Source organism: Chryseobacterium sp. MEBOG07 (assembly GCF_021869745.1).
Taxonomy (GTDB): domain Bacteria; phylum Bacteroidota; class Bacteroidia; order Flavobacteriales; family Weeksellaceae; genus Chryseobacterium; species Chryseobacterium viscerum.
The window spans coordinates 5,044,809-5,069,778 of the sequence record NZ_CP084579.1 but is presented as its reverse complement, the minus strand read 5'-3'; the positions used below and the strand labels follow the sequence as shown (position 1 = coordinate 5,069,778).

At 34.1% G+C, this 24,970-nt stretch carries 27 protein-coding genes; 3 read left to right on the top strand and 24 right to left on the bottom strand.

What is annotated here, in order from left to right; translation table 11 throughout:
• Position 1: 1 nt before the first annotated feature.
• The 3 genes from LF886_RS23385 to LF886_RS23375 are packed head-to-tail and all read right to left on the bottom strand — an operon-like array spanning position 2 to position 2,535.
• Complete coding sequence (locus tag LF886_RS23385; RefSeq protein ID WP_236852020.1) at positions 2-1,132, bottom strand: glycosyltransferase; 1,131 nt, start codon at positions 1,130-1,132, stop codon at positions 2-4.
• Positions 1,133-1,183: 51 nt separating this feature from the next.
• Positions 1,184-1,993, bottom strand: a complete 810-nt coding sequence (locus LF886_RS23380) for a glycosyltransferase family 2 protein (protein ID WP_236852019.1) — start codon at positions 1,991-1,993, stop codon at positions 1,184-1,186.
• Positions 1,993-2,535, bottom strand: a complete 543-nt coding sequence (locus LF886_RS23375) for an acyltransferase (protein ID WP_236852018.1) — start codon at positions 2,533-2,535, stop codon at positions 1,993-1,995. Before LF886_RS23375 ends, LF886_RS23380 begins: the two co-directional genes overlap by 1 nt.
• Positions 2,536-2,702: 167 nt before the next feature.
• Between LF886_RS23375 and LF886_RS23370 the strand changes: the two genes are divergently transcribed.
• Positions 2,703-3,737 carry an acyltransferase family protein gene (locus tag LF886_RS23370; RefSeq protein WP_236852017.1) on the top strand — a complete coding sequence of 345 codons (1,035 nt, stop codon included), beginning with the start codon at positions 2,703-2,705 and terminating at the stop codon, positions 3,735-3,737.
• A gap of 48 nt (positions 3,738-3,785) precedes the next feature.
• Here LF886_RS23370 and LF886_RS23365 read toward each other — a convergent pair whose 3' ends face one another.
• The 21 genes from LF886_RS23365 to LF886_RS23265 all read right to left on the bottom strand — a co-directional run bounded on the left by LF886_RS23365 (position 3,786) and on the right by LF886_RS23265 (position 23,026).
• Positions 3,786-4,250, bottom strand: a complete 465-nt coding sequence (locus LF886_RS23365; protein ID WP_236852016.1) for a hypothetical protein — start codon at positions 4,248-4,250, stop codon at positions 3,786-3,788.
• Positions 4,247-4,723 (bottom strand): glycosyltransferase family 2 protein, encoded by a 477-nt coding sequence (locus LF886_RS23360; RefSeq protein WP_236852015.1) that lies wholly within the window; start codon positions 4,721-4,723, stop codon positions 4,247-4,249. Before LF886_RS23360 ends, LF886_RS23365 begins: the two co-directional genes overlap by 4 nt.
• Before the next feature lie 39 nt (positions 4,724-4,762).
• Positions 4,763-5,440 carry a DUF1796 family putative cysteine peptidase gene (locus tag LF886_RS23355; RefSeq protein ID WP_236852014.1) on the bottom strand — a complete coding sequence of 226 codons (678 nt, stop codon included), beginning with the start codon at positions 5,438-5,440 and terminating at the stop codon, positions 4,763-4,765.
• A 310-nt stretch (positions 5,441-5,750) separates the two neighbouring features.
• Complete coding sequence (locus LF886_RS23350; RefSeq protein WP_236852013.1) at positions 5,751-6,749, bottom strand: acyltransferase family protein; 999 nt, start codon at positions 6,747-6,749, stop codon at positions 5,751-5,753.
• Positions 6,750-6,780: 31 nt separating this feature from the next.
• Entirely contained in the window at positions 6,781-7,539 is a 759-nt protein-coding gene (locus LF886_RS23345; protein WP_236852012.1) for a glycosyltransferase family 2 protein, read from the bottom strand.
• Positions 7,540-7,691: 152 nt separating this feature from the next.
• Positions 7,692-8,765, bottom strand: a complete 1,074-nt coding sequence (gene gmd, locus LF886_RS23340) for a GDP-mannose 4,6-dehydratase (protein WP_236854347.1) — start codon at positions 8,763-8,765, stop codon at positions 7,692-7,694.
• On the bottom strand, positions 8,765-9,691 hold the full coding sequence (locus tag LF886_RS23335) for a GDP-L-fucose synthase family protein (protein WP_236852011.1): 927 nt from the start codon (positions 9,689-9,691) through the stop codon (positions 8,765-8,767). The genes gmd and LF886_RS23335 overlap by 1 nt, the downstream gene beginning before the upstream one ends.
• Complete coding sequence (locus tag LF886_RS23330) at positions 9,675-10,706, bottom strand: hypothetical protein (RefSeq protein WP_236852010.1); 1,032 nt, start codon at positions 10,704-10,706, stop codon at positions 9,675-9,677. The genes LF886_RS23335 and LF886_RS23330 overlap by 17 nt, the downstream gene beginning before the upstream one ends.
• Before the next feature lie 237 nt (positions 10,707-10,943).
• Positions 10,944-11,852, bottom strand: coding sequence for a glycosyltransferase family 2 protein (locus tag LF886_RS23325; protein ID WP_236852009.1), 909 nt, complete (start codon positions 11,850-11,852; stop codon positions 10,944-10,946).
• Between the two features lie 164 nt (positions 11,853-12,016).
• Positions 12,017-12,685, bottom strand: a complete 669-nt coding sequence (locus tag LF886_RS23320) for an NAD-dependent epimerase/dehydratase family protein (protein ID WP_236852008.1) — start codon at positions 12,683-12,685, stop codon at positions 12,017-12,019.
• 66 nt (positions 12,686-12,751) lie between these two features.
• Positions 12,752-13,051, bottom strand: coding sequence for a hypothetical protein (locus tag LF886_RS23315; RefSeq protein WP_236852007.1), 300 nt, complete (start codon positions 13,049-13,051; stop codon positions 12,752-12,754).
• A gap of 26 nt (positions 13,052-13,077) precedes the next feature.
• Complete coding sequence (locus LF886_RS23310) at positions 13,078-13,596, bottom strand: glycosyltransferase family 2 protein (RefSeq protein ID WP_236852006.1); 519 nt, start codon at positions 13,594-13,596, stop codon at positions 13,078-13,080.
• A 15-nt stretch (positions 13,597-13,611) separates the two neighbouring features.
• Positions 13,612-14,712: a glycoside hydrolase family 99-like domain-containing protein gene (locus tag LF886_RS23305; protein ID WP_236852005.1), complete on the bottom strand. Its 1,101-nt coding sequence runs from the start codon at positions 14,710-14,712 to the stop codon at positions 13,612-13,614.
• Positions 14,709-15,818, bottom strand: a complete 1,110-nt coding sequence (locus LF886_RS23300) for a glycoside hydrolase family 99-like domain-containing protein (protein WP_236852004.1) — start codon at positions 15,816-15,818, stop codon at positions 14,709-14,711. Before LF886_RS23300 ends, LF886_RS23305 begins: the two co-directional genes overlap by 4 nt.
• Positions 15,811-16,626, bottom strand: a complete 816-nt coding sequence (locus LF886_RS23295; RefSeq protein ID WP_236852003.1) for an FkbM family methyltransferase — start codon at positions 16,624-16,626, stop codon at positions 15,811-15,813. Before LF886_RS23295 ends, LF886_RS23300 begins: the two co-directional genes overlap by 8 nt.
• Before the next feature lie 140 nt (positions 16,627-16,766).
• Positions 16,767-17,381 carry an acyltransferase gene (locus tag LF886_RS23290; RefSeq protein ID WP_236852002.1) on the bottom strand — a complete coding sequence of 205 codons (615 nt, stop codon included), beginning with the start codon at positions 17,379-17,381 and terminating at the stop codon, positions 16,767-16,769.
• Positions 17,374-18,615, bottom strand: coding sequence for an ABC transporter ATP-binding protein (locus LF886_RS23285; RefSeq protein WP_236852001.1), 1,242 nt, complete (start codon positions 18,613-18,615; stop codon positions 17,374-17,376). Before LF886_RS23285 ends, LF886_RS23290 begins: the two co-directional genes overlap by 8 nt.
• Positions 18,616-18,648: 33 nt before the next feature.
• Entirely contained in the window at positions 18,649-19,497 is an 849-nt protein-coding gene (locus tag LF886_RS23280; protein ID WP_236852000.1) for an ABC transporter permease, read from the bottom strand.
• Between the two features lie 174 nt (positions 19,498-19,671).
• Complete coding sequence (gene rfbA / locus LF886_RS23275) at positions 19,672-20,535, bottom strand: glucose-1-phosphate thymidylyltransferase RfbA (RefSeq protein WP_236851999.1); 864 nt, start codon at positions 20,533-20,535, stop codon at positions 19,672-19,674.
• A 93-nt stretch (positions 20,536-20,628) separates the two neighbouring features.
• Positions 20,629-21,708: a dTDP-glucose 4,6-dehydratase gene (gene rfbB, locus LF886_RS23270; protein ID WP_236851998.1), complete on the bottom strand. Its 1,080-nt coding sequence runs from the start codon at positions 21,706-21,708 to the stop codon at positions 20,629-20,631.
• Between the two features lie 4 nt (positions 21,709-21,712).
• A complete protein-coding gene (locus tag LF886_RS23265; RefSeq protein ID WP_236851997.1) occupies positions 21,713-23,026 on the bottom strand; it encodes a UDP-glucose dehydrogenase family protein in 1,314 nt (437 codons plus the stop codon).
• Between the two features lie 215 nt (positions 23,027-23,241).
• Between LF886_RS23265 and rimP the strand changes: the two genes are divergently transcribed.
• Both rimP and nusA read left to right on the top strand, forming a co-directional pair.
• Entirely contained in the window at positions 23,242-23,709 is a 468-nt protein-coding gene (rimP, locus tag LF886_RS23260; RefSeq protein ID WP_236851996.1) for a ribosome assembly cofactor RimP, read from the top strand.
• A 15-nt stretch (positions 23,710-23,724) separates the two neighbouring features.
• Positions 23,725-24,960, top strand: coding sequence for a transcription termination factor NusA (nusA, locus tag LF886_RS23255; protein ID WP_236851995.1), 1,236 nt, complete (start codon positions 23,725-23,727; stop codon positions 24,958-24,960).
• Positions 24,961-24,970: the final 10 nt, after the last annotated feature.

Sequence of the window (24,970 nt, the reverse complement as noted above, 5' to 3'; positions counted from 1 at the left end):
ACTATTTTTTATGCAGCGTTTCTATAATATTTTCTACGCTGTCAAATATTTTCTTATTGTCAAACTGACTTTCAATATTTTTAAGATTCTCTCTGATTTGGAGAACAAGGCTGGGATCGGTAAGGAATGTTTTCATTGCCGAATACATTTCATCTACCTCATAGCTGATGAGGTATCCCGTTTCCCGGTCTTTGATCATCAGACCTACATCTCCTACATTCGTGGCAATAATAGGCTTCTGGAGAATTAATGCTTCAGCAATCACCAAAGGCCATGCTTCAGATTCGGAAGAAAGAACGAAATAGTCCGCCTTTTTGATATAAGGATAAGGATTCATCTTATTCCCTGCCAAAATAAAGGTCTTCTCAACATTGTTTTTTGCTGCCTGAGCCATCAGGTTTTTCATTTCGTCACCATCACCAATAACAATGATGCTGTGATGGAATCCTTCATTGATAAGCCTTGTATGAGCTTCAATAAGTTTATGGTACCCTTTTCTTGAATGAAGTCTTCCAATAGAGGCAAAAACGGGTCCTTCAGGGAACGTTTCAAGCTTTTCTTCTGCCTTATGTTTGATTTCTTCGATAGGAATAGGATTGATAATAACACTTTCCGCCGGATAATTGAGATCAGGATAATACTGATGCATCATATCTTTTATCTTGTGCGAGCAATACACCATATGATCAAACTGGGGAAAACTCTTTAAAATGTTCGGAACCAAAGGCTGGAATTTAGGGACATTGATTTCAGAGTGAAACCAGCCTATTTTTTTTGAATTCTTATGGGTAGAATTAAGAATAGCATCATAATCCCTGTAATCCATCCCGATTTCTATATCAAAAGTATCATTGATAAGCCGATCTGCAATAGCTGGGTTGTTTTTCAGCTTACGTAGCTTTAGCCTTCTCTTGGCAAGTTGAAGTTTTTGTAAAAGAGAGTTGGTGGAAAAATCTTCTTTTCCCTCTGTAAGATATACTTTTCTGATATGTTTGGGAAGTTCATCGCGCAATTTACCCTGATTAAGAGTAAGGCATACCGTCATTTCAAATTTGTCAGGATTAAGGTTGTTGAGAAGTCCCAGAAGTACTTTTTCTACGCCTCCCATTTCCATGGAACGGTGCCTGAACAAAATTTTTATTTTTTTTCTAACATTAACCGAAGATTGATTGTAAAGTAATTTTTATTTTTTCTTGATACGGAAAGGCAGCTGATGCTGATATTGCAGCAATCCGAATATTTCATCCGCTCCGGTATATTGGTCGGGAACTTTCTGTCCGTTGATGGAGGTAAGTCCTCTGCGCTTCATGGTATTGAAAATCACCTGGGCAAAATACTCGTGGGATTTCTTTTTATTGTCATTCTGGGAAATTCCACCCTGATGGGTTCTGTAAAGATAGTTGGTTTCATCAATGAACTGAACTTTTCCTTTTTCATACATTTTAAGGTACAGATCCTGATCTTCCCCGATTTTTAAATCCGGATTCATTTTTTCTGTCAGTTCATAAACCGCTTTTCTGAAGGTTACGAAATGAGCAATCTGAATAGGAAAATTAAAAAAATAAGGATCACTATTCGGAACCTGCATCGCTGATCTGAACGGAGAAATAGGTTTCAGGTTCTGATCACAGGTCATAAACCTTGAATAGGTAAGGACTGTATTTTTTTTAGCCTGAAAGATCTCCATGCATTTTTCAATAGCCGTAGGAGTAATGGCATCATCCGGGTCCAAAAACCCACATATTTCGCCTTTTGCCAGCTCAATCAGTTTACTTTTTGTCACTCCTACACCGGAATTTCTTTCATTTTCAAAAAATTTAAATCTTTTATCTTTTGAAATCATTTCCTGTATCATTTTCTTTTCACTTTCAGAAGAGCCGTCATCTAAAATTACAGCTTCCCAGTTTGTATATGTCTGTTGAAGGATGCTTTCAAAACAGGCTTTAAAAAAATGAGCGTTGTTATAATGGGCAATAAGAATCGAAAACTTCATTAGTGTTCCTTGAGTATTAAATCTTGATGATTGATTACGGTTGTATTGGGAGGAATATCTTTGTGAATGGTACATCCTGCTCCAATGATGCAGTTGTCTCCTATGGTAACCCCTTTTAAGACGGTTACATTGCTCCCGAGCCAGCAGTTGCTTCCTATTTTGATGGGAGCTGTGGTGAACTCAGCGTGAGACAGTTTAAAATCCGGATGTGTCTGATACGCATGGTTGTGGTCATACAACTTTACATTTTCCCCGAATAACGTATTGTCACCTATGGAGATACTATCCAGACAGTTGATGGAACAGAAATTATTCATGAAAAAATTATTCCCGATTTCTAAAGTAGCATTCTGCTGCACAAGAACGTGTACATAATTTCGGAAACTGACTGAGCTTCCAATGGTAACCTTCTTTAAATGTTCGTGCAGAATAAAATGATCACTGATCCCAAGTTTTATCCCCTTAAAAGAAACATGAGGGTGTTTTTTGAGACGAGAAATCTGGCTTTTTCGTTGAATTTTTGCTAAAATTTCATAAAGCATACTTAAATTTATTTTCACATTTGTAGTCTACAAATATAATTTCTTTTACATAATTATAAGAATAAATCTTATTTTTGTGCCTTAAAATTAACACTTTATATCAAATAAGAACAGCTCTCAGAGTGAAGACCGCTGTGTTTTGATAAAGTAAAGCTTTTTGCGATTCTGTGAAGATAAGTCAGATTACATTTACCAGGTTTGTTGCCGCTATGGCAATTGTCATTTCCCATTTCAATAAAGATCTGTTTTTATATAAGATAGATTATATTTCCAATCTTTTTCTGAGAGCCAATGTAGGAGTGAGCTATTTCTTTATTCTTTCAGGATTTATCATGATCATTGCTTATCATAAAAAAGATAAGATTGACTATCTGGAGTTTTATAAAAACAGGTTTGCAAGGATTTATCCTCTGTATATCGTGGGGCTTTTACTGTTTTTTCTGACGAGATCTGAGATGTTCGACTGGTATAAGCTTGTTTTGTACGGTTTGGGTATTCAGACATGGATACCCGGAGAAGCCATGATCCTGAACTTTCCGGGATGGTCTATCTCCGTAGAGTTCTTCTTCTATCTGCTTTTTCCATTGCTATACAATTATCTTTACGCTAAGAAGAATAAAACAATCTGGGTATTTACAATCGTACTTTGGCTGATTACTCAGGTATTTTCAAACTTATATCCGATATATGGAGCGTATGAAGGACCTCATACAAAAAGCCACGAATTTCTTTATTATTTTCCTTTATGGCATCTTAATGAATTTCTGATTGGAAATCTGGCCGGAATCTTTTTTGTGAGAAATTATAAACAGAAAAATTACGATCGTCAGGTAATCGCAGTCTTTTTACTCATTCTTGTGTCTCTGATGTTTGTCCCGCTTTTCTATCATAACGGTCTTATGGCATTACTTTTTGTACCTGCAATATTTCTGATATCAGCTAATAATGGATGGATTACCAGGTTTTTTTCAATGAAGCCATTGGAATACCTAGGCGAAATAAGTTATGGAATATATATCACTCATATTCCCGTTCTTTATTTGGTTAGAGAACTTTTAAAATGGCAGGAATGTACTTTTAGTATTGATGTGGTATTTGTGATCTACATGATCATTATGCTCCTTAGTTCCGCTCTTTTTTATCAATGTATAGAAAAGCCTATGAGGAACCTTTTAAGAAAGATTCATTTTTCAAAACAATAAAAATTAAAGGAATATCTATTCAACTAGGTATTTAGTTTAATTATATCATCAGAACAAATCTTTTCTAAAATTGATATTGTACAGGCCTGAGCGTATGCTTTTATAATCTGTAAGCATATATTTTGTAATCATTCCCCATTTTTTCAGAAGAGGAGCATTGGCAATCTGGAAACTCCTGTATACTCTTTTGATGTGAAGTTTGATATCCTCAGGAATCGTATTTTCATGCGCCGCCCAATTGTTGACTTCTTTCCACAATACGACTCTTGTTGAAGCTGGTTTCACTTCTCTTGAATCTACTTTGGTGATTCTGTTGTTCTCATGAACGCCTCTCACGGCTACTGCTTTGTCTAAAATCCCAGGATACAAATTCAGATAGTAGGAGAGTCTGAATAAAAATTCAGTGTCCTGGTGAAGCTTTAAATGTGTTTTGAAGAAATATTCCATGTTTTTCAAAGAACTTTTTCGGATGGTTAAAGCATCAATGCTGAAAAGCCCGAAGGTTCCTATCATATTAAGCTGTCCCGGAAATACATCTTTAGGAGGGTGTTTTTGTAAACGGTAGTCAGGCGGTCTCCAAAGACTTTGTAATACTGTTCTTTTGCCTTTTCAGAATAATAATGAACACCGATGGCTCCATACACTCCGTCAACATCTTTATTGATGAACAGTTCTTTTTCTGCATCAAAACGGTTCGGAAGATAGTAATCATCTGCATCCAGAAAAGCCATAAAATCACCTTCTGCCTTTTCCAGTCCTAAATTTCTGCTCGCACCTGCTCCGTGATTTCCTTTGTCAGAATGCTGAAAAAGCTTTACCCTATCGTGTTTCTCAGCAAGTTCCTGACATACCTGTAATGCATTGTCCGGAGATTTATCTTCTACCAGCACTACTTCATATACTTCTTCGAATTGAAGAGCAGACTCAACGGCTTGAGAAACATATTTTTCAGCGTTATAGACAGGAATGATTACTGAAATTTTCATTTGTATCGTATTATGTTTTGCGGGCATAAAACTAAGCTTTTATTTGATAGCAATGCTTGGAAATACCCTTTTGATTTTTAAATTAAGCCTTTTATACAGCTTCGGATATTCTTTTTCATTTCCCCAGATTCCGAACTTCGCTTTTTCCCGGATATAAGTTGTGATATATACCTGAGGTTTTTTTTGAACCTCATGCAGGAGCAGATTACATACTTCTGCATTTTCTATCTCTTCATCAAAGCGTATGTAAATATGCAACGAATCTTCTGTTTTTAAAATTTTTGTAAAATCTTTCACAGTATGACAGAAAAAGTCTGCATCTTCTCTGGTCTTAAAATTTTTAATTTCCAAAATATAAAGATAGGCTACAGGCTTCCGGCGGATAATCTCCTGTAATCTTTGACATCTTTTTTCATATGTAATTCTAAGCTTTGGGTTATCTATGACGGCTTTAGTATGGGTAAACTCTGCTTCAGGGTATTTTGCAGCATAGGTGTTTCCCTTTTCATTTCTTTTGAGATCGGATAAAAAGAATTTAAAATGTTCCTTAATATTCTGGCTTACTGTTCTAAGACCTGAAATGGATTGTAAGCGTATCCAGTCATAAGGCAGACTCTGGTTTCTGATGTTGAGAATATCTAAAGAGTGAGCTGCGTGGCAGTCTTTGCCGATAGGAATGATGTATTTTTCAGATTTGTACTTTTTTTTAATTTCCAAAAAGTATTTGTACCCAGTTTTTGGGGTGTAAAATAAAGGAATTTTCATCTTGAAGAAAGTCAGTTTGTGTTGTTGATGCAAAGATATGATTTTTTACATCTTTAAAAGTGAAATAAGTGTTGATTTTGACTTTTTAATTTTTGTTAAACCCTTTTAAATAAAGGATAAAATACATGTATTTTATTTGTTTTGTGAAAAATAATTCACTAAAAAATATTTATAAATTTATTAAAAGAAATGATCGGTATTTTGTTGATGAAATTTATTTAAAGCAAGAATTTTTTAATTTTAACAAAAGTCAATTACAGAATTATGCTTTTAATTTAATTTTTAAATAATTGGTTGCTCTTTTCTCTACAAAATAATACAGAAGTGAGGCCACTATAATGACAAGAACAATTTTAAGAAGAAAAAATGGGATATTGAGATAGCCTTCAACTTTGAATTTTTTTAAGATTATTCCTACAAACGGATGCGATAGGTATAATGAATAGGATATGTCTCCCAGAAAAATTAAGGCTTTGTTTCCTTTACAATGAAATACATAATCAAAAGTTAAGAAAGAAAAGACAAACAGGGAGATGATTGCCAGCTTTATCCATTCATTATCAATAGGAATGATGCTAAGCAGTACCAGTATAAATGATAGGATTCCTATTATAGAAATAAGTGTTGCCCAATTCTTGGGAATAGTGAATCTGTTCAGCAAAAGTGAAAAAAGAATTCCTACAACAAAATAGAGATTCAGGGAGCTGCTTACCATCCGTACATAAGGACTCTCAAAGTAGTTAAAATGTCCTAAAACTGAAGTCAGAATGAAAAATCCTATGATGAAATAATATCTTTTTTCTTTAAAAAATAAAGAGAGTCCAAATATTAAATAAAAGAACATCTCAAAATTTAAGGACCAGCCCAGGAAAAGCACTGGAAATTCCTTCTTGGTGGGAAGAAATAATAAGGAATGGATAAGTTCATAAAGCCTAGCTCCATGAAAATGAAGCAGAAAACTGCCTCCCGGTATCATTGCTGCCAATGTCAAAAGATAATACAACGGAACAATTCTGATTACCCTTCTTTTGTAAAATAAGGTAATCTGCCGAAAAGAATCTGTACTGAAATTTATTTTTTGAGTGGTGAAAGCCATGATAAACCCACTGATGATAAAAAAGACAGGAACACCTATACTTCCTTTTTTGAACAAAATATCCCCAATGGCTAAACCAGGGAAGTTAATGGTATCACGGAAGTGAAAGCAGCATACTAGTAATGCTGAAATTCCTCTTAAAATCTGGATATTATTAAGCTTCATAACAGATGAAAAATCCTGTCTTTAAAAAAAATTAAAGATATTTATAGTTTTTAAATAGACCTATTCGATATAGAAATTTTAATAATCTTGAATTTTTCAATTTATTTATTTTGTCTAAAGAATTTGTTGCACTAAAATATAAATTAATTTTATCGATTAATTCTTCCGTCTGGAATTCAGAAAAATGAAAATTTTCTACCAATGTTTTTCTCCTTTCTTCTTTTCTTAAAGATTGTGATTTGGGATCGGAGCTGATACCATCTTTATAAAAGCGGGATATGGATTGTTCAATAGGTCTATAAGTACAATTATATTTGAAAATAGAAATCAAAAACCATTTCCAATCCGAACAGATTTTCAGATTTTCATCATAGAGACCTACTTTTTCAAAAGCACTTTTTTTTATAAATGTACTGGGATGCCAAATAGTTTCTTCAATTAAATCTAAAAATGAAATGCTTTTTTTAGTAGGTCTAAGAACATCTTTACTGTCTTCATCTACAATTAAATTACCAGAGATAATATCCTCTGTGTGGAGTAGTGGAGTTACTTTTTCTACAACCAATTCATTGAGCAGTTCGTCTCCACTATTTAGAAAAAGAAGATATTCTCCAGTAGCCTTTTCAATTCCTTTGTTCATCGCATGATAAATTCCATTATCGGGTTCACTTACCCAATCGTTTATCTTGGATTGATTTCTTTCTATAAGTTCTTTGCTCCCGTCAGAACTTCCACCATCAATTACTATATATTGAAAATCTTTATTGGTTTGCCGAAATACACTATCCATGGTTTTTTGTAAACCATTTTGGTTATTGAAGTTGATCGTTATGATTGTAATGGAATTATTGAGCATATTTTTGAATATTTTTTTTGGGTAAATATCTGTTTGTTTTTTGCGAAGTACAATGATATTGTATCATGGAATATCATTGAAAAAAATTACATTATTTTTAAATCATTTTCAATCATTTCTTTACAAAGAGATTTTACGGTGTATTGTGGTTGCCAGCCGAGAATAGTTTTTGCTTTTGTGGGGTCGCCAATTAGTAGATCAACTTCTGTCGGACGATAATAATTAGGATCTACTTTTACAACTGTTTTACCTAATGGTAGTTGGTAATTTGGATTATTACAGCGTGCTACTTTAGCAATTTCATTTTCTTGATTTCCTTCAAAAACCAGTTCTATTCCTGCTTCTTCAAAAGCCATAATAAGAAAATCCCTTACCATAGTAGTTTCTCCTGTCGCTAAAACAAAATCGTCTGGTTTATCTTGCTGCAGCATTCTCCACATTCCTTCTACATAATCTTTAGCATGTCCCCAATCTCTTTTGGCATTTAAATTCCCTAGATATAAACAATCTTGTTTGTTTTTTGCTATACTAGCTACTGCCATAGTTATTTTTCGGGTAACAAAAGTTTCACCTCTTCTAGGAGATTCATGATTGAATAAAATACCATTGCAGGCAAACATTCCATATGCTTCCCTGTAGTTTTTTGTTATCCAAAAACCATAAATTTTTGCAGCACCATAAGGAGAACGAGGATAGAAAGGACAGTTTTCATCATAAAATCCTTTTTCATTTTTATTGGATGGTAGTCCGCCATATAATTCTGAGGTAGAAGCTTGGTAAATTTTCGTCTTATGAGTGAGTCCTAAAATTCTAATGGCTTCTAATAAACGCAGGGTACCCAGACCATCTACATTGGCAACATATTCGGGCATGTCAAAACTTACTTTCACATGGCTCATTGCACCAAGATTATAGATTTCGTCTGGTTGTACCTCTTGTATAATTCTGATGATATTGGTAGAGTCTGTAAGGTCTCCGTAGTGTAATTTGAAATTCACATTATTTTCATGTTGATCCAGGTATAGATGATCAATTCTTTGAGTATTAAAAGAGGAGGCTCTTCGTTTTACACCATGAACTTCATAGCCTTTTTCTAAAAGCAGTTCGGCAAGATAAGAACCATCTTGTCCCGTAATTCCTGTAATAAGTGCTTTTTTCATCATTTGTTTAAAAATTTTTCTTCGTAAACTTGTTTTATTCCATCTTCTAAAGATATATCAGGAGACCAGCCCATAGAATTAATCTTAGAGGAGTCCATTAATTTTCTAGGAGTACCATTTGGTTTTTCTGTATCCCAAACTATATTTCCTTCATATTGGGTAATATCTTTAATCTGTGTGGCCAGTTCTGATATAGAGATTTCCTTGAATGACCCTATATTGATATGACCACTTTCATTGTAATTATTCATTAAAAATACACATGCCTTTGCAAGATCATCTACATGTAAAAATTCTCTAAAAGGACTTCCATCTCCCCATAAGACCACTTCCTCTACCTTGTTTTGTTTAGCTTCAAAAAACTTTCTGAGCATAGCGGGTAAAACATGAGAGTTATTTAGGTCATAGTTGTCATTAGGGCCATAAAGATTAGTGGGCATTGCGGAAATGAAATTGCAGTCATACTGGCTTCTGTATGCATCACACATTTTTATTCCTGCAATTTTTGCTATGGCATAAGGCTCATTGGTTTGTTCTAAAAATCCACTCAATAAGTATTCTTCTTTTAAAGGCTGAGGGGCGAGCTTGGGATATATACAACTGGAGCCTAAAAAAAGTAATTTTTTAACTCCCTGTAAATAACTTTGATGGATTATATTAGCCTCAATCATAAGATTTTTGTAAAGAAAATCTGCACGATATGTATTATTAGCATGAATACCTCCTACTTTGGCTGCAGCAAGAAAGACATACTCTGGTTTTTCAGTTTCAAAAAATGTTTGTACATTTTTTTGATCTGTAAGGTCTAATTCGTCTGAGGTTTTAGTAATAATATTGTGAAAACCATTTGAAGTTAAGTTTCTTAAAATGGCGCTTCCAACCATACCTCGATGTCCGGCAATGTATATTTTAGAATTTTGGTTCATAATTGTAGTTGTAACGGATTTTATAATAAATTACTTTTAATAAATTATTGAAGCTTGATTTCAAAACTTCAGGAAATGATTTATTTTTTTTAGGTAAAGCATTTTTCAAAATTACATATTTGCAATCTATTTTAGAGATTCGTTCAATGTCATTTTCAATGGTTTTCTGATGATAATTTTGATATAGTTTTTTCAATGAATTTGAATTTTCCAAAGAATATCTGTCATAGTATTTTGCTAAAGTTTCAGGATTTTTATATTTAAAATTTGAAAAATGATAGAATACTAAAGGAGAATTGTCCGGCATAAGATATTTATTGTTTTCTGTAGCTACTAATCCTATTCTTTCATGCAAATTCCATGGAGCGGCATTGTATCCCATTTTATGGAGAACTTTTACTTTTTTGAAAAAAATAGGCGAAAAGTTCATCCAGATTTGATCTACAAATAGACCTTTTTCTGGTTGAATATAGCAAAGAGATAACAATCTTTCTTCCCACCAATCTAGAAGATTTTTGGCATTTTCAGAATGACCCCTTAATCCGATAAACCCAAGGTTATATATACCAAAATTAAGAAAAGTGTTTTCTACTGGTTTGAAGCCATCTAGTGGGATAGAGCTCAGAATATGGGGAGTGAGCAAAATATCTGTATTATTTTCAAATTCTGCATTGAGGATAGATAAATGATCAAGTATTTCAATATCTGGATCGAAGTAATAGATAAATTCTGTATTGGGATTTTTTGCTAATAAGTACTTGAAAAAAGATGCTTTCACGGAGGTATTAAATTCTATGATATCATATTTCATCCATAATTCATCAAAATTTTTTATTCCAATGTCTTTCATTTCTACAATTTCACATTGGAAAGAATTATAATCTATTTCATCAGATTTTTCATCGCACAATCCTATTACAAATTTGACGTTTTCGCCATATTTATTAATAGAATTTCTTAAAACTTTAGCTTGTGCTAAATAGTTATTGGAGCAGATTGTGAAAGCTATATTCATAGGATTTTGGAAGTAAAAGTTGTTGAAATGTCTTAGTGTATTGTAAAAATAATTTACTTTCTGGGGATTGATAATTTTTCTGTTTTTTTAGTTTTGTATTACTTTGTAAGACTTATGAGAATTCTTCAGAATTACCTACAACAATAATTTCAAAACTAAAATCCTAACACAATTCTAAATAAAGTCAAATTGCACTCAATGCTAATTTAACTGTGTTGTATTTTTTATAAATGAAATTTATTTCCTAAACTTCAATGTTAATTTAAATAATGTTTTAGACAAATTTAATAACCCCATATTTTGAATCATTTTTTTTAAAAACAAAAAGAGTTTAAAAGTTTTTGATTCTTTTAGATTTCTTATTTCAATGGTTAGTTCATTGACTTTGTTGTAATTAACATCTAAATGCTTTAAAAGTAATTTATTGAAGTCAGAATTTGAAATCACTTTTTCAGCCTCTTTATAGAAAAGCATTTGATATAAAATCATATGTTTTCTATCTCGGGACATACTCCTTGCATGTTTTCTATACAAAGCCAGAGGAGCGTTTAAATAAATAAAATTGATGTTTTTTTGTGCAATTTGAATCCAAAAAAGCCAATCTTCTTTTGCTTTTAAATCTTCATTAAAACCAATAGTTTCAAAAAGAGATTTTGGGAAAAATCCACAATGAATAGGAATTGTGAATGTAAAATCCCATTGATATAAAATTGATTCGAAATTCAGCAAATCTTGAGACAACTTGCAAAAAGGAGGTAATAATTTTTGTTTATCGGAATCATCAAATAAACAAAAGTTTGACACTACTATCGCTTCTTTGTCTTGTATCAAATTTAATGAATCTGAAAACTTGGTTTCAACTAAGATATCATCAGAATCTAAAAACTGGATATAATCTCCGGTAACGATTTTCAGAGCTGCATTTCTTGCAGAAGATAATCCACCATTTTCTTTATAAAGGTATTTGAAACGGTTGTCTTTTTTTACCCATTTATCAGCTACTTCATCGGTATTATCAGGCGATCCGTCATTGACAATAATGCATTCCCAATTTTCATAAGTCTGGTCCAGTATAGACTGCAGAGATTCATCTAAAAACTGAGCCTGTTTATAGCAGGGGACAATTACGGATATTTTGGGATTCATTTTCATTTTTATTCAGTAGGTTTAATGTGTTTTTTATACTTCAATCGATCATAAATTGGCAGTCTATAGTTAGGCTGGTGATCACTGAATTTTTCTGGCCGAAGGTACAACATTATTTTTTTCGGGTACAGAACGGGATACATCATATTTTACGGCATTACCACTTACAAATAGTATGTATAAAGCTTTTTTAAATATTCATCAGGTGACAAACCTGCGAAAAAATCTTCTGTAAGGCTGTTGAATTCTATATTATAAAAAGAACCTTCATCTACACTTTCATAAGCCGCATTTTTGGAAAGATGATCTTCCAGCTGAGTTAAAATCTCAGGTAACGCATATTGGTAGGGATAGGCGAGATTTACAATCTCATTGTTGAAATTTTTCATGTATTTTCCAACAAATGAGGCGATGTCATCCGTTCCAATCAGAATCCTTCTTGCATTGCTGTGGATTGTCAGCTTATTTTCAGACAAAATTGAATTTTTGAGAAAATTGATCAGCGTATTGGGATTTCCTCCCCGGCCTACAGCATTTCCTACCCTGAAAATAATATAGCTAGAGCAGTGTTCAGCGATTACGTTTTCAATAGCAAGTTTATGCATCACATAAGGGCTGTCGGTTTTACTGGGATCATAAATACTGCAGGTGGAAAAATAGATCATCTTTTTATCTGGATACTGGCTGATCACCAATTTCATGAGCGATATTTCTCTTTCAAATTCAGCTGGATTTTTTTCCAACGAATTGGAAACTCCTGATGCAAAAAAAATAACATCTTCTTTATCATAAAGTCTTACGGCGTTTGCCAGAATTCCATTACCAATAATCATATGTTTCTTGTCTACTTAAGATGTTAGTTGTATATCTTTTAAATCTTTCAAGGGGATCAATAGATTTTAGAGTTTTTTAAAGATTTTAAATAGCCCAATTTTATTTCCCAGTTTTGCCCATCTTGAATTTTTTACATGATTCAGCTGATTGAGCGCCTGTTCATATTTGTTTTTGGGAACATAACTTTGAAGAAAGAGATCTTCAACGCTGATGTTTCTTCTTTCTGCCATTTTTATCAGCGCTACCCAGTGCCAGAACAGTGCTTTCTCAGCATTTTTGGTAGTAGAAATACCACTATCATGGATTCGGTATAAATATAAGTCTTCATCGATATATTTTACAGGGGCTATTTCGCACATTTTCATGTACCAGTCTTTATCTTCAGCAATTTTCAAAAAGGATCAATCCCTGATGTCTTCTCATATATCTTCTTCTTAAAGGTTACAAAATGTGAAATTTCTGCATTAAAATTATAGTAGGACTGATCCAGTTCTGTAATTTGTTTTGCTTTGTGAACAGACTGAGGGTTGAGGTACTGATCACAAAGGACAAAGTTTGAATATACCAAACCCACTTCGGAATATTCTGAATGGGTCCTTAAAACAAATTCTAAGGCATGAGGTGTTAACCCATCATCAGGGTCTAAAAAACCACATATTTCTGCTTCAGCAAGCTCTATTAATCTTCTTTTTGTATATCCGATTCCTCTGTTTTGATTATTTTGATTGATTTTAAACCGGGAATCATCACCTATGATCTTTTTTATGACTTCAAGAGAATCATCAGTAGAGCCATCATCCACAATTACCGCTTCCCAGTCCGTTTCGGTCTGAGCAACTAAACTTTGGTAGCATTTTCCAAAAAAATGACCATTATTATAGTTGGCGATAAGTACACTGAATTTACTCATTTCGACTGTGTTTATTCAAGATTTTTTTAAAGCATTCAAATACCCAAAACCATGTTTTCTATCTGGTTCCAGTATATTTCCTTCTGCCCATTCGTTCCAGGATTTTATAATTAAAAACTGTTCCGGATACTCCTTTTTATCTTCAAGGTATTCTACAGCTTTTTCTACCTGCTTTTCAAACAGCTCCGGGGAATTGTTAGTCAGAATAATTCCTCTGTAGCCGCTTCTTGGAGTATTATCCCAATTGGGCAGGATACATGGATAGGTAGGAATATTGCTTTCCTCAAACTTTAAGTCGTTTACTACTGCCTGGGCATCTTGAATCCCGACCTTAGGCTGTTCTTTTTTCTTAATACCTATTAATTCTTTTATCCTGTTTTTATAATATTGAGAGTGAGAAATATATTCTTTCTTCGCAATATGAGGTATCCAGGCTTTTTGAAATGCATTGGAGATCTTACTGTCATATCCCATAGATTTAAAATCTAGGTCATCACGGAGCTTGTTGGAGGCCATGATGTATAGATCATCAAATCCGTTTTTCCTGGCGAGCTCTCTGAATTTTGTAATATAATGGGGATCTCCTTCATTTAAATGATTGGAATCATAGATAATGAAAAGAGGTTTGTTGTCTATTTTGATATACCTCTTATCTTTGAAGAAAGGCAGAAGATACTCGAAATGAGCAATTAAGTCCTGTTCATTAGGGTAAACCTGCTTTGCCAGAATTTTTTCTGATAACCCGTGCCATATTCCAGACCATGTTTCATTGGCCCAGCAGAAGCAAAAAGGAAAATCTGGTTTTCCTGATTTTAATACATCATTTGCCACGCGTTCCAGCAATTGTTTGCCGTTGCCAAACCAGTAGTGATAATAGATAAATCCATGTACCCCATAGTCTTTTGCCATCTGAGCCTGCTGTTCTCTTACTTCGGGAACACGCAGGTCATAATATCCCAGATCTCCAGGGTATATGGGCTGTTCGTGTCCTTCAAACAGGGGTTGGGCTTTTCCTACATTGGTCCATTCTGTAAATCCTTTTCCCCACCATTCGTCATTTTCGGGAACAGGGTGGTATTGAGGGAGATAAAATGCAAGGGGCTTTATTTTTTTCATAATTGATTTAAGAATAATTTCTTAACAGCTTCCAGATATTTTGTTCCAAACTTATGATCAGGTTCCAGATGATTTCCTTCTGCCCATTCATTCCATGCATTAATAAAAATAAAGTTCTCTTCTTCAGAATAAGGTGTGAAGTCTGTCTTTATTTTTGAAAGCCAATTTTCAAAATTTTCTGGTGTTGAATTTTCAAGTATGAGCGTTGGGTTTTTACCTCTTCTGGAAGTATTATCCCATCCAGGAACAAGAGATGGATAAAGTTTATAATTAAAATCTTTTTGAGGTTTTAAATTCTCACTCATCCATTGATAAGGGATTTTATTGTAAGGATTTTGTGGCTTTTCTTTTGTGAAAGTTCCTCTTACGCTATTGATAAACCCCTTTTTAGTTTTCTTTTTCCTATCCTGAATTTCTGTGAAAACACTTTTTCTGCGTATTCCAAAAGGTTCGAAATCAAGTGCAGCATCAAATCCGTCTACTAATTGATCCCAGTCTTTCTGATAAGAGAAAACCATATGACATAAATACAACTCTAGGCCTTCTGCTTTTGCTTTATCCCGCCAACATTTAATTGTTTCTTGTACATTTGGTAAAATATTGGGTTTGTATATGATTATAATAGGTTTGTTATTTACTCGGATGTATCTTGGATCCTTTAGAATTGGAAGCAAAAAATCAATATGATCTTCATTATCCTGAACGGAGTATTTTTGTTCTATCAGAACTTCCTGATCATTGCCGTCCCAGCGTCTTGTCCAGTTTTCATTGGCCCAACAAAGCATAAAAGGTAAATCTTCTTTTAGATTTTTTAGTTTTCTGTCAACAGGTTCATGCATAAGTCTCTTACCATTAAACCAATAATGATAATAGCAAAAACCATATATGCCATGTTCTTTGGCCAGAAGCTCCTGTGCTAATCTGGCTTCCTCCAACCTTAAGTCATAAAAACCTAAATCTGCAGGGAGATGTGGTTGGTAGTGGTTTTCAAATAAAGGTTTTGCTTTGGTTACATTTGTCCATTCTGTAAAACCTTTACCCCACCATTCATCATTTTCCGGGAAAGGATGGAATTGAGGTAAATGTATGGCTATGGGTCTAATCATGAGTTCTAAAACAAAATATATTTAATTGCATGTGAAATCCACCGCCATGATTCTCTTGAGTGAAAGGACGAGGTAAGTTATTCCACGCTTCTTTTATATAGTATTTAAAACCTGCTTTATCAATCCAGGACAAAATCTCTGATAAAGTATTTTCTTCATCTATAGTATTGTGGAATTCTATAAAGAGATTTTCTATATTGTTTAGATGATTTTTAATGTCATTCAAAACGGTATATTCAGCGCCCTCAATGTCTATCTTAAGAAAAAATATTTTTTTATTCTCAATATAATTTCTCAGCCTTATAGATTTAACAATAGTATTATTGGGATGATTATTATTTTCGTTTAATATTTTTCCTCCTAAACTACCTTCTGAGAAGAATGTTAAATCATCTTCATTGATCCAAGCGGCAGCATTAATTAATTGAACATCATTTTCAATACCAAAAGTGTTGATGTTTTTTTGTAATTGACCGAAAATCTTTTGATCTGGTTCGAATGCTATTATCTTAGCATTTTTAAAAATGCTTTTAAAATATATACTGCTGAGTCCTATATTGGCTCCACAATCTAAAATTAAAACATCTTCATCTGATTTATTAAAAAGATAAACTTCATCAACGAATATTTCTTCTAAACTGTGCAAAAACCAAAAAGGATTACTAAATAGTATGTCTTTTCCTTTAAATTTGACAGATAAGTTTTCATAATGGCCAGATGGATATGAAGAAAGCTTACGGTAATCCGATGAGCTTATTCCATATTTTTCATTGTACTTTGAATTTTTTTTTAATAGAAAATTAAACATTATAGTGTTTTTATTTTGTTGTTGAATATTTTTTATACCCCGACTTTTTATTTTTCTTTTCTTGATACTATAGTCATTAATCTTATGTGGAAATACTTACCTAAAAATAATGAATAATTGTATTTTATTAATAGTTAGTTCTACTCAACATCTATCCATTCATTTTTTTCAAAATCAAACTTCTTTATTAATTTTGCCGGTGCGCCAGCAATCATACTGTAATCAGGAAAAGATTTATTTACAACAGAGTGTGAACCTACTACACAGTTATTTCCTAAAGTAACACCACTCAAAATTGTTACCCGATATCCTAAAAATGTATTTTTTCCTATGCGAACTTTCCCTTTTGAAAATAAAGGTTGATCTTTAGGTGAAAGTTGCGTTGTAGGATCAACCCCGTGATAGTGGTCAGAAATATAAATATACTCACTAAAAAGGCATCCTTCCTCAATCACTATTTCGTCAATTGCTGTAATACATGCATAATTGCCAATTTTTACATCATTTTTAATAATTAGTGTTGGTGTAAATTTTTGACGCAAATATGTATCAAAAGCCGCAATCCATGAATTATGACCAATAAAAGTATTTTCTCCTATAGAGATATATTCTGCTCCAACAACTGTCTGTGGATCCTCAATTTTCGAGCTAATAGGTGTTTTAAATTTCGAAATATTTTTATTATCTGGATTTTCAATGCGCTGAAAATGATTGGATAAAAAGCGGATTAAACGTTTTTTTATATAGCTAATCATGATAAAATTTGGATTGTATATTTAAGGTACCTCTCCATTGTTCAGGTAAAACTGATTCAAACTTATTTTTAACTATTAGATTTGTCTCGGACACCCATTGGTCAATTACTTTGTTATTCGATACTAAAACAATATCAATTTCATAATTTCCATGAATTACTGGTAAGTGAAACTCAAAAACGAAAGAGTGTGAGCCTTTTTCTGTTGTGAACATAGATCCTCCATAATCTTGGCTATTACATCCAAATAATATTCCTCCCTCTTTATCTCTGATAACAAATCCTATTTCACAATTGGTCATCCTTTCTTTTGCATTGAACATAAACCGAAATTTTTCATGCTTGTCAGAATGTATAGAAAAATTATTATTACCATCAACTTCCCATTTGGTAAAGTAGCCTTCAGTATTTAATGGAATATTTGTGCGAATTCCATCGGTTTCAGTAATTTTATCAATGAAATAAGCATCTATAACAGAGTTCATTGAACCAGTTTTTTTCAAATTACCCTTTTCTAGAAGAATACCTTTATTACATAATGCTTTGATACTTGCCATATTATGGCTGACAAAAAGAACGGTTCTTCCCTCTCCTTTTGTAACATTTCCCATTTTCCCCAAGCATTTTTTCTGAAATTCTGCATCACCCACAGCTAGAACCTCGTCAACGATTAAGATTTCAGATTCTAAGTGAGCGGCAACAGCAAATGCAAGGCGGACATACATCCCGGAAGAATATCTTTTAACAGGAGTATCTATATATCTTTCAACGCCTGAGAAATCTACAATTTCATCAAATTTTCTCTTGATTTCATTTCTTGTCATTCCGAGGATCGCTCCATTAAGAAAGACATTTTCTCGTCCTGTCATTTCAGGGTGGAATCCTGTTCCTACTTCCAATAGAGAGGCTATTCTACCGTTGGTGTAAATCTTACCGGTCGTAGGTTTTGTCACTTTACTTAAAACCTTTAACAAGGTTGATTTCCCTGCTCCGTTTCTTCCGATAATTCCAACAGCATCTCCTTTTTCTATTTCAAAATCGATATCACGGAGAGACCATACATATTCAGAATCTCCTTTTGTTGCTCTATCGTTTGCTTCTCCAATTTTCAGGTAAGGATCTTCCTTTCCTCTTATTTTATACCAGAACCTGTTGAGGTCATGAGACAGTGTTCCTGTACCGACTTGTCCCAGGCGGTATTGTTTTGATATATTTTCTGCTTTTAAAGCCAGCATGTTTTTTAAATTTAAATTTTTAAAAGAAAATAATTACACGGTATCCATAAAAGTTTTTTCAACTTTATTGAATACAACAGTTCCTATCATTAAAAGGACAAGAATAATACCTGTACTGATTCCAAGCATAGCAGGGGAGAAGTCTCCCACGCCAATCCATGCATATTTGAAACATTCAAAAATACCTGTCAACGGATTGTAATAAGCTAATTTTTTAAAGAATCCCGGCAATGAAGATACCGGATAAATGACTGGTGTAGCATACATATATAAACTGACTCCAAAACCCAAAAGCATACTCAGATCTTTATATTTTGTGGTAAGTGAAGAAAATATCATTCCAACGCCTAATGCAAAGAGTGCCATCAGAAGTATAAGAAACGGGGTGGCAAGTATCCAGATATTAGGATGAACTTCTCCATTATAGTAATAATAAGCCCATGCAAGGATGAATAACAGAAACTGTACCCCAAACCGCATAAGGTTAGAAATAACAATGGACAATGGAGTAACCAGCCTTGGGAAATAAACTTTTCCGAAAATTCCGGCATTTCCCGTAAAAGTTGAGGATGTTGCCAGTAAAGAAGCGGAGAAATAATTCCAAAGAGTAACCCCTGTCAGATAAAAAAGAAGAGGTGGAGCTCCGTCTGTAGGGAGTTTGGCAATTCTTCCAAAAATAACCAGGTATACGATGGTTGTTAGAATGGGATTGATAAAAAACCATATAGGTCCTAAAATAGTCTGCTTAAAACTGGATATAAAATCTCTCTTTACAAACATGTAAACAAGATCTTTATATTTCCAGACTTCTTTCAGCTTCAAGTCAAGCAACGAATGATCAGCATCAATCGTTTCAGTCCACTTCTGTTGTGGTTCATTCATTTGTGTAAGTTTTTGCAAATTTATAATAATTAATTCTTACCGTACCTCTTAATTTATGAATTTTCATTGTCAATAAAACTAAAAATCAACAACTAATATATTGATATTTGGCGGTATGAACAAAAACTATTGGCCATAAAGCCAATAGTCTATGATTTTTATAAATTGTATTTGTTATTTACCAATAAGTTTTTTCAGGTACTCGCCGTAACCACTTTTGCCATATTTAGCAGCCGTTTCAAGAAGTTTTTCTTCGTTAATGAATTTGTTCCTGAATGCAATTTCTTCTATACAGCCGATTTTAAATCCTTGTCTTTTTTCAATAACGCTTACAAATTCTGAAGCATCATGAAGAGAGTCGAAAGTTCCTGTATCCAACCATGCAGTACCTCTGTCAAGAACAGCCACTTCCAGCTTTCCTTTGCTGAGATACACATTGTTGATGTCGGTAATTTCCAGCTCACCTCTTGCGGAAGGTTTGATGTTTTTAGCGATATCCACTACGCTGTTATCATAAAAATAAAGCCCTGGTACGGCATAGTTTGATTTTGGGTTTTCAGGCTTTTCTTCAATAGAGACTGCTTTCAGATCTTTGTCAAACTCTACAACACCATATCTTTCAGGGTCTGCAACGTGGTAGGCAAAAACAACTCCTCCATCAGGATTGGTTTTGTTTTTCAGTAAAGTTCCCATTTCGGAACCGTAGAAAATATTATCACCCAATACGAGTGCTGCAGAATCATGACCAATAAACTGATCTCCTAAAATAAAAGCTTGTGCTAAGCCGTCAGGACTTGGTTGTACAACATATTCTATATTACAGCCAATTTGTGAGCCATCGCCTAGAAGCTTGATGAAGCCGGCCTGATCATGTGGTGTGGTAATAATCAGAATATCCTTGATTCCTGCCAAAAGAAGCGTGGAAAGCGGATAGTAGATCATAGGTTTATCATAAACAGGCATTAGCTGTTTACTTACGGCTATAGTTAGAGGGTAAAGTCTTGTTCCGGAACCTCCGGCTAATATTATTCCTTTCATGTGTTGGTGCGTATTACGCAAATTTCTTTTGTGTTACTAAGTTGATTTTCTTTTGCTATTTTACGGATTGTCTTTTCCTCAATAGCTGGATGTTTAGCTGTATTGTTTGCTATAGTAATCCTGATAATTTCCAGAAGTCACATTCTCTAGCCATTCTTTATTTTCAAGATACCAGTCTATAGTTTTTCCTAAACCTTCTTCAAAAGTTACTGATGGTTTCCAGCCTAGATCCTTGTTCAATTTTGTTGCATCAATAGCATAACGCTTGTCATGACCAGGTCTGTCTTTTACAAAAGTGATCAGTTTTTCAGAATAACCTTCAGGCTTTTCCAGTTTAGCATCCATTTGTTTGATCAGTTCTTTGACAAGATCAATATTCTGCCACTCGTTGAAGCCTCCGATATTGTAAGTTTCTCCGGTTTTTGCATCGTTAAAAATCTGATGAATCGCCTTCGCGTGATCAATGACAAATAACCAGTCTCTGGTGTATTTTCCGTCTCCATAAATAGGAAGAGGCCTTTCATTGATAATATTTGAAATACAAAGTGGGATCAGCTTTTCAGGAAAATGATTGGGACCGTAATTGTTGGAACAGTTCGATACGATGAACGGCATTCCGTATGTATTTCCGTAAGCTCTTACCAAATGGTCAGAAGCTGCTTTTGAAGCAGAATACGGAGATTGAGGGTCATATGATGTTGTTTCTAAAAAGAATCCTGTTTCTCCCAAACTTCCATATACTTCATCTGTAGAAATATGATAGAAAAGGTTTGTTCTTTTTTCATCAGGGAATCTGCCGTGAGTATGTTCAGGATTTAATGTCCAGAATTCCTTACAAAGATTCAAAAGATTAGCCGTTCCGTTCACATTGGTATTGATAAACGCCATAGGATCGGTAATGCTTCTATCTACATGACTTTCTGCGGCTAAATGCACTACAGCATCCGGATTGTATTTTTCAAAAACTTTTCTAAGTTCTTCAGGCTGGGTAATGTCTGCCTTCTCGAAAACATAATTGGGTTCATTTTCGATGTCCTTTAAGTTTTCCAGATTTCCGGCGTAAGTAAGGGCGTCAAGATTGATAATTGTAATATCCGGATTGTTTTTTACAAATTCTCTTACAACATGGGAGCCGATAAATCCAGCACCTCCTGTAATGATAATATTTTTCATTTATTTATTTTGAGATGGTCTTTCTTCCTATACTTTTATAATGGAATCCGTTTTGTTCAGGGATTTCCAATGGATACATATTTCTGCCGTCAAAAATAACTTTGTTCTTCATTTTTCTTGCCATAAGCTCAAAGTTTGGGTTTTTGAATTCCGGCCATTCTGTAGCAATAAATAGAGCGTCCACATCTTCCAATGCATCATACATTCCTTTGGCGTACTGTATTTTGTCACCCAGAAGTTTCTGAACATTATTTTCTGCAACAGCATCATATGCTACAATTTCTGCACCTTTTTCCAGTAAAAGAGCAATGTTGTCCAAAGATGAAGCTTCTCTGATGTCGTCAGTATTCGCTTTGAAAGCAAGTCCCCACATTGCAATTTTCTTACCTTTAATGTCTCCGCCGAAATATTTTTCAATTTCTGAAACCAAAATTACTTTCTGAGTAGTATTTACATTTTCTGTGGCTTCAAGAATCTGAAAGTTGAAATCTTCCTGCTTTCCGGATTTTATAAGAGCTTTTACGTCTTTTGGAAAACAGCTTCCTCCATATCCGATTCCCGGGAAAAGGAATCTGTGGCCTATTCTGTCATCACTACCCATTCCGAGTCTTACCTTATCCACATCTGCACCTACTTTTTCGCAATAGTTGGCAATTTCATTCATAAAGGTAATTTTTACCGCTAAAAAGGAGTTCGCTGCATACTTTGTAAGTTCCGAGGACTTCTCATCCATAAAGATGATTGGGATTCCTGTATTGGTAAAAGGCTGGTAAATTTTAGACATGATGTCTTTTGCTTTTTCCGAGCTGGCGCCTACGACTACTCTTGAGGGATTCATAGAGTCTTCAACGGCAAAACCTTCTCTTAAAAATTCAGGATTTGAAACCACATCAAAAGGGATATTTGTTTTGGAAGAGATGGCTTCTCTTACCCTATCTGCAGTTCCTACAGGAACGGTGCTTTTGTTGACAATAACTTTGTATTCAGTCATTAATTCCCCAATATTATTGGCTACCTGAAGTACATAAGATAAATCTGCAGAACCATCTTCACCAGGAGGTGTAGGCAGTGCCAGATAGATCACTTCGCTTTTGTCTAAGGCTTCTTTAAGGTTCGTAGTGAAAAATAATCTTTCAGATTGAATGTTTCTCAAAAACATTTCTTCAAGGTTCGGCTCATAGATGGGAACAATGCCGTTTTTTAGACCTTCTACTTTTTTTTCATCAATATCAACACAGTATACTGAATTGCCAAGTTCTGCGAGGGTAGTGCCTGTAACTAGCCCTACATAACCTGTTCCTACAATCGTTATATTCAAAATGTTTGTTTTTAAATTCTAAAGACAAAAGTAATAAAAATCCTGTGACATATTCCTTTAATTTATTGTAAATGAATCTGACGCTATTTGCTTGATACTTAAGATAATTTTGCATTTTTAGAAAAAAAGCGTATATTTGCATTGGATTTACGGAAAAAATGGGAAGGCTTCGCAAGAAAGCCTTTTTTCGTACTGTAAATCAAGATAAAAAATATATGGAGTTTAGACAAAGAATTGAAGAATTGTTAAATGAATTCCTTGAGACCAGAAAAGATATGTTTCTTATTGATCTTAAATTTTCTGCAGGGGATGATATTACGGTGATTTTAGATGGTGATAACGGAGTTTCTCTGCAGGATTGTCTTGATGCAAGCCGTGCGATAGAATTTAATATGGATCGTGAAGAGCATGACTTTAGCCTTCAGGTGATGTCTGCCGGATTGAGCGAGCCATTATCCACACCCAGACAGTTCGGTAAAAATATCGGAAGAGAGATTGAAGTGATGCTGGAGGATTCTTCCAAGATTGAAGGAGAATTGTCGAAAGTAGACAATGAGAAGATTACACTTATTTTACGTTACCGTAAACCGAAAGACATCGGGAAAGGGAAAGTAGATGTGGAAGAGGAGAAAGAGATTGCTTACTCTGAGATCAAAAAAGCATTAGTAATAATTAAATTTTAAAAGAAAAAAGAATAGATGGATAATATAGCGTTGATTGAATCCTTTGGTGATTTTAAAGACGAAAAGGGGATCAGTAAGATTGATCTTATGGCAATTATTGAAGATTCACTGAAAACTCTTTTGAGAAAAAGATTTGACTCAGATGATCATTTTGATGTGATTGTAAACCCGGATAAAGGAGATTTTCAGATATTTTTAAATAAAACAATTGTAGAGGACGAAATGTCTGAAGATGATGATTTGGAAATTGAAATTTCTGAAGCAAAGAAGATTGATCCTACTTTCGAAGTAGGTGAGGACTTTACAATGGAAATTCCTGTTGCACAATTGGGGAGAAGAAATATTCTTACCCTTAAGCAGATTCTGGCTACAAAATTACAGGAGCACAATAATGCAATGCTGTACGAGCAGTTTAGAGATAAAATTGGAGAAATAGTTGTAGGGGAAATCCACCACATCCGTCATAAGCACGTGATTTTGTTGGATGATGAAGGGAATGAATTTATTTTACCAAAAGAAAACCAGATCCAATCCGATTTCTTTAAAAAGGGTGAGAATATCAGAGCTATTGTCGAGACAGTAGATTTTAAAGGTTCTAAACCACAGATTATTATTTCCAGAACTGCACCTAAATTCCTTGAGAAGTTATTGGAGCTGGAAATTCCTGAGATCCAGGATGGAACAATCATGCTGAAAAAAGTAGTGAGAATTCCTGGTGAGAAGGCGAAGATTGCAGTAGATGCTTATGATGATAGAATTGATCCTGTAGGAGCTTGTGTTGGGGTAAAAGGATCCAGAATTCATGGAGTTGTAAGAGAATTGAGAAATGAAAACATCGATGTTATTCAGTGGTCTAAAAACCCTGAGATTTTGGTGAAGAGAGCTTTAGGAAATGTTACCATCAATAAAATTGACATCAACGAGGAACAAAACTATGCATTAGTATATACTCCTGTTGAAGAGATTTCTAAAGTAATTGGAAAACAAGGACAGAATATCAGACTGGCTTCTTGGCTGTCAGGATATGAGATTGATGTATACAGAGAGTCCAGCGAGGATGATGACGTTGATTTGAGAGAATTTAACGATGATATCGAGCAGTGGATTTTGGATGAGTTTAAGAAAGTAGGACTTACAACTGCAAAATCAGTATTGGATAAAGAAACTGAAAGTCTTCTTAATATGGTTGACCTTGAAGAAGAAACAATCGAAGATGTTAAGCGTATTCTGAGAGAAGAATTTGAAGATTAAAATTTTAAAT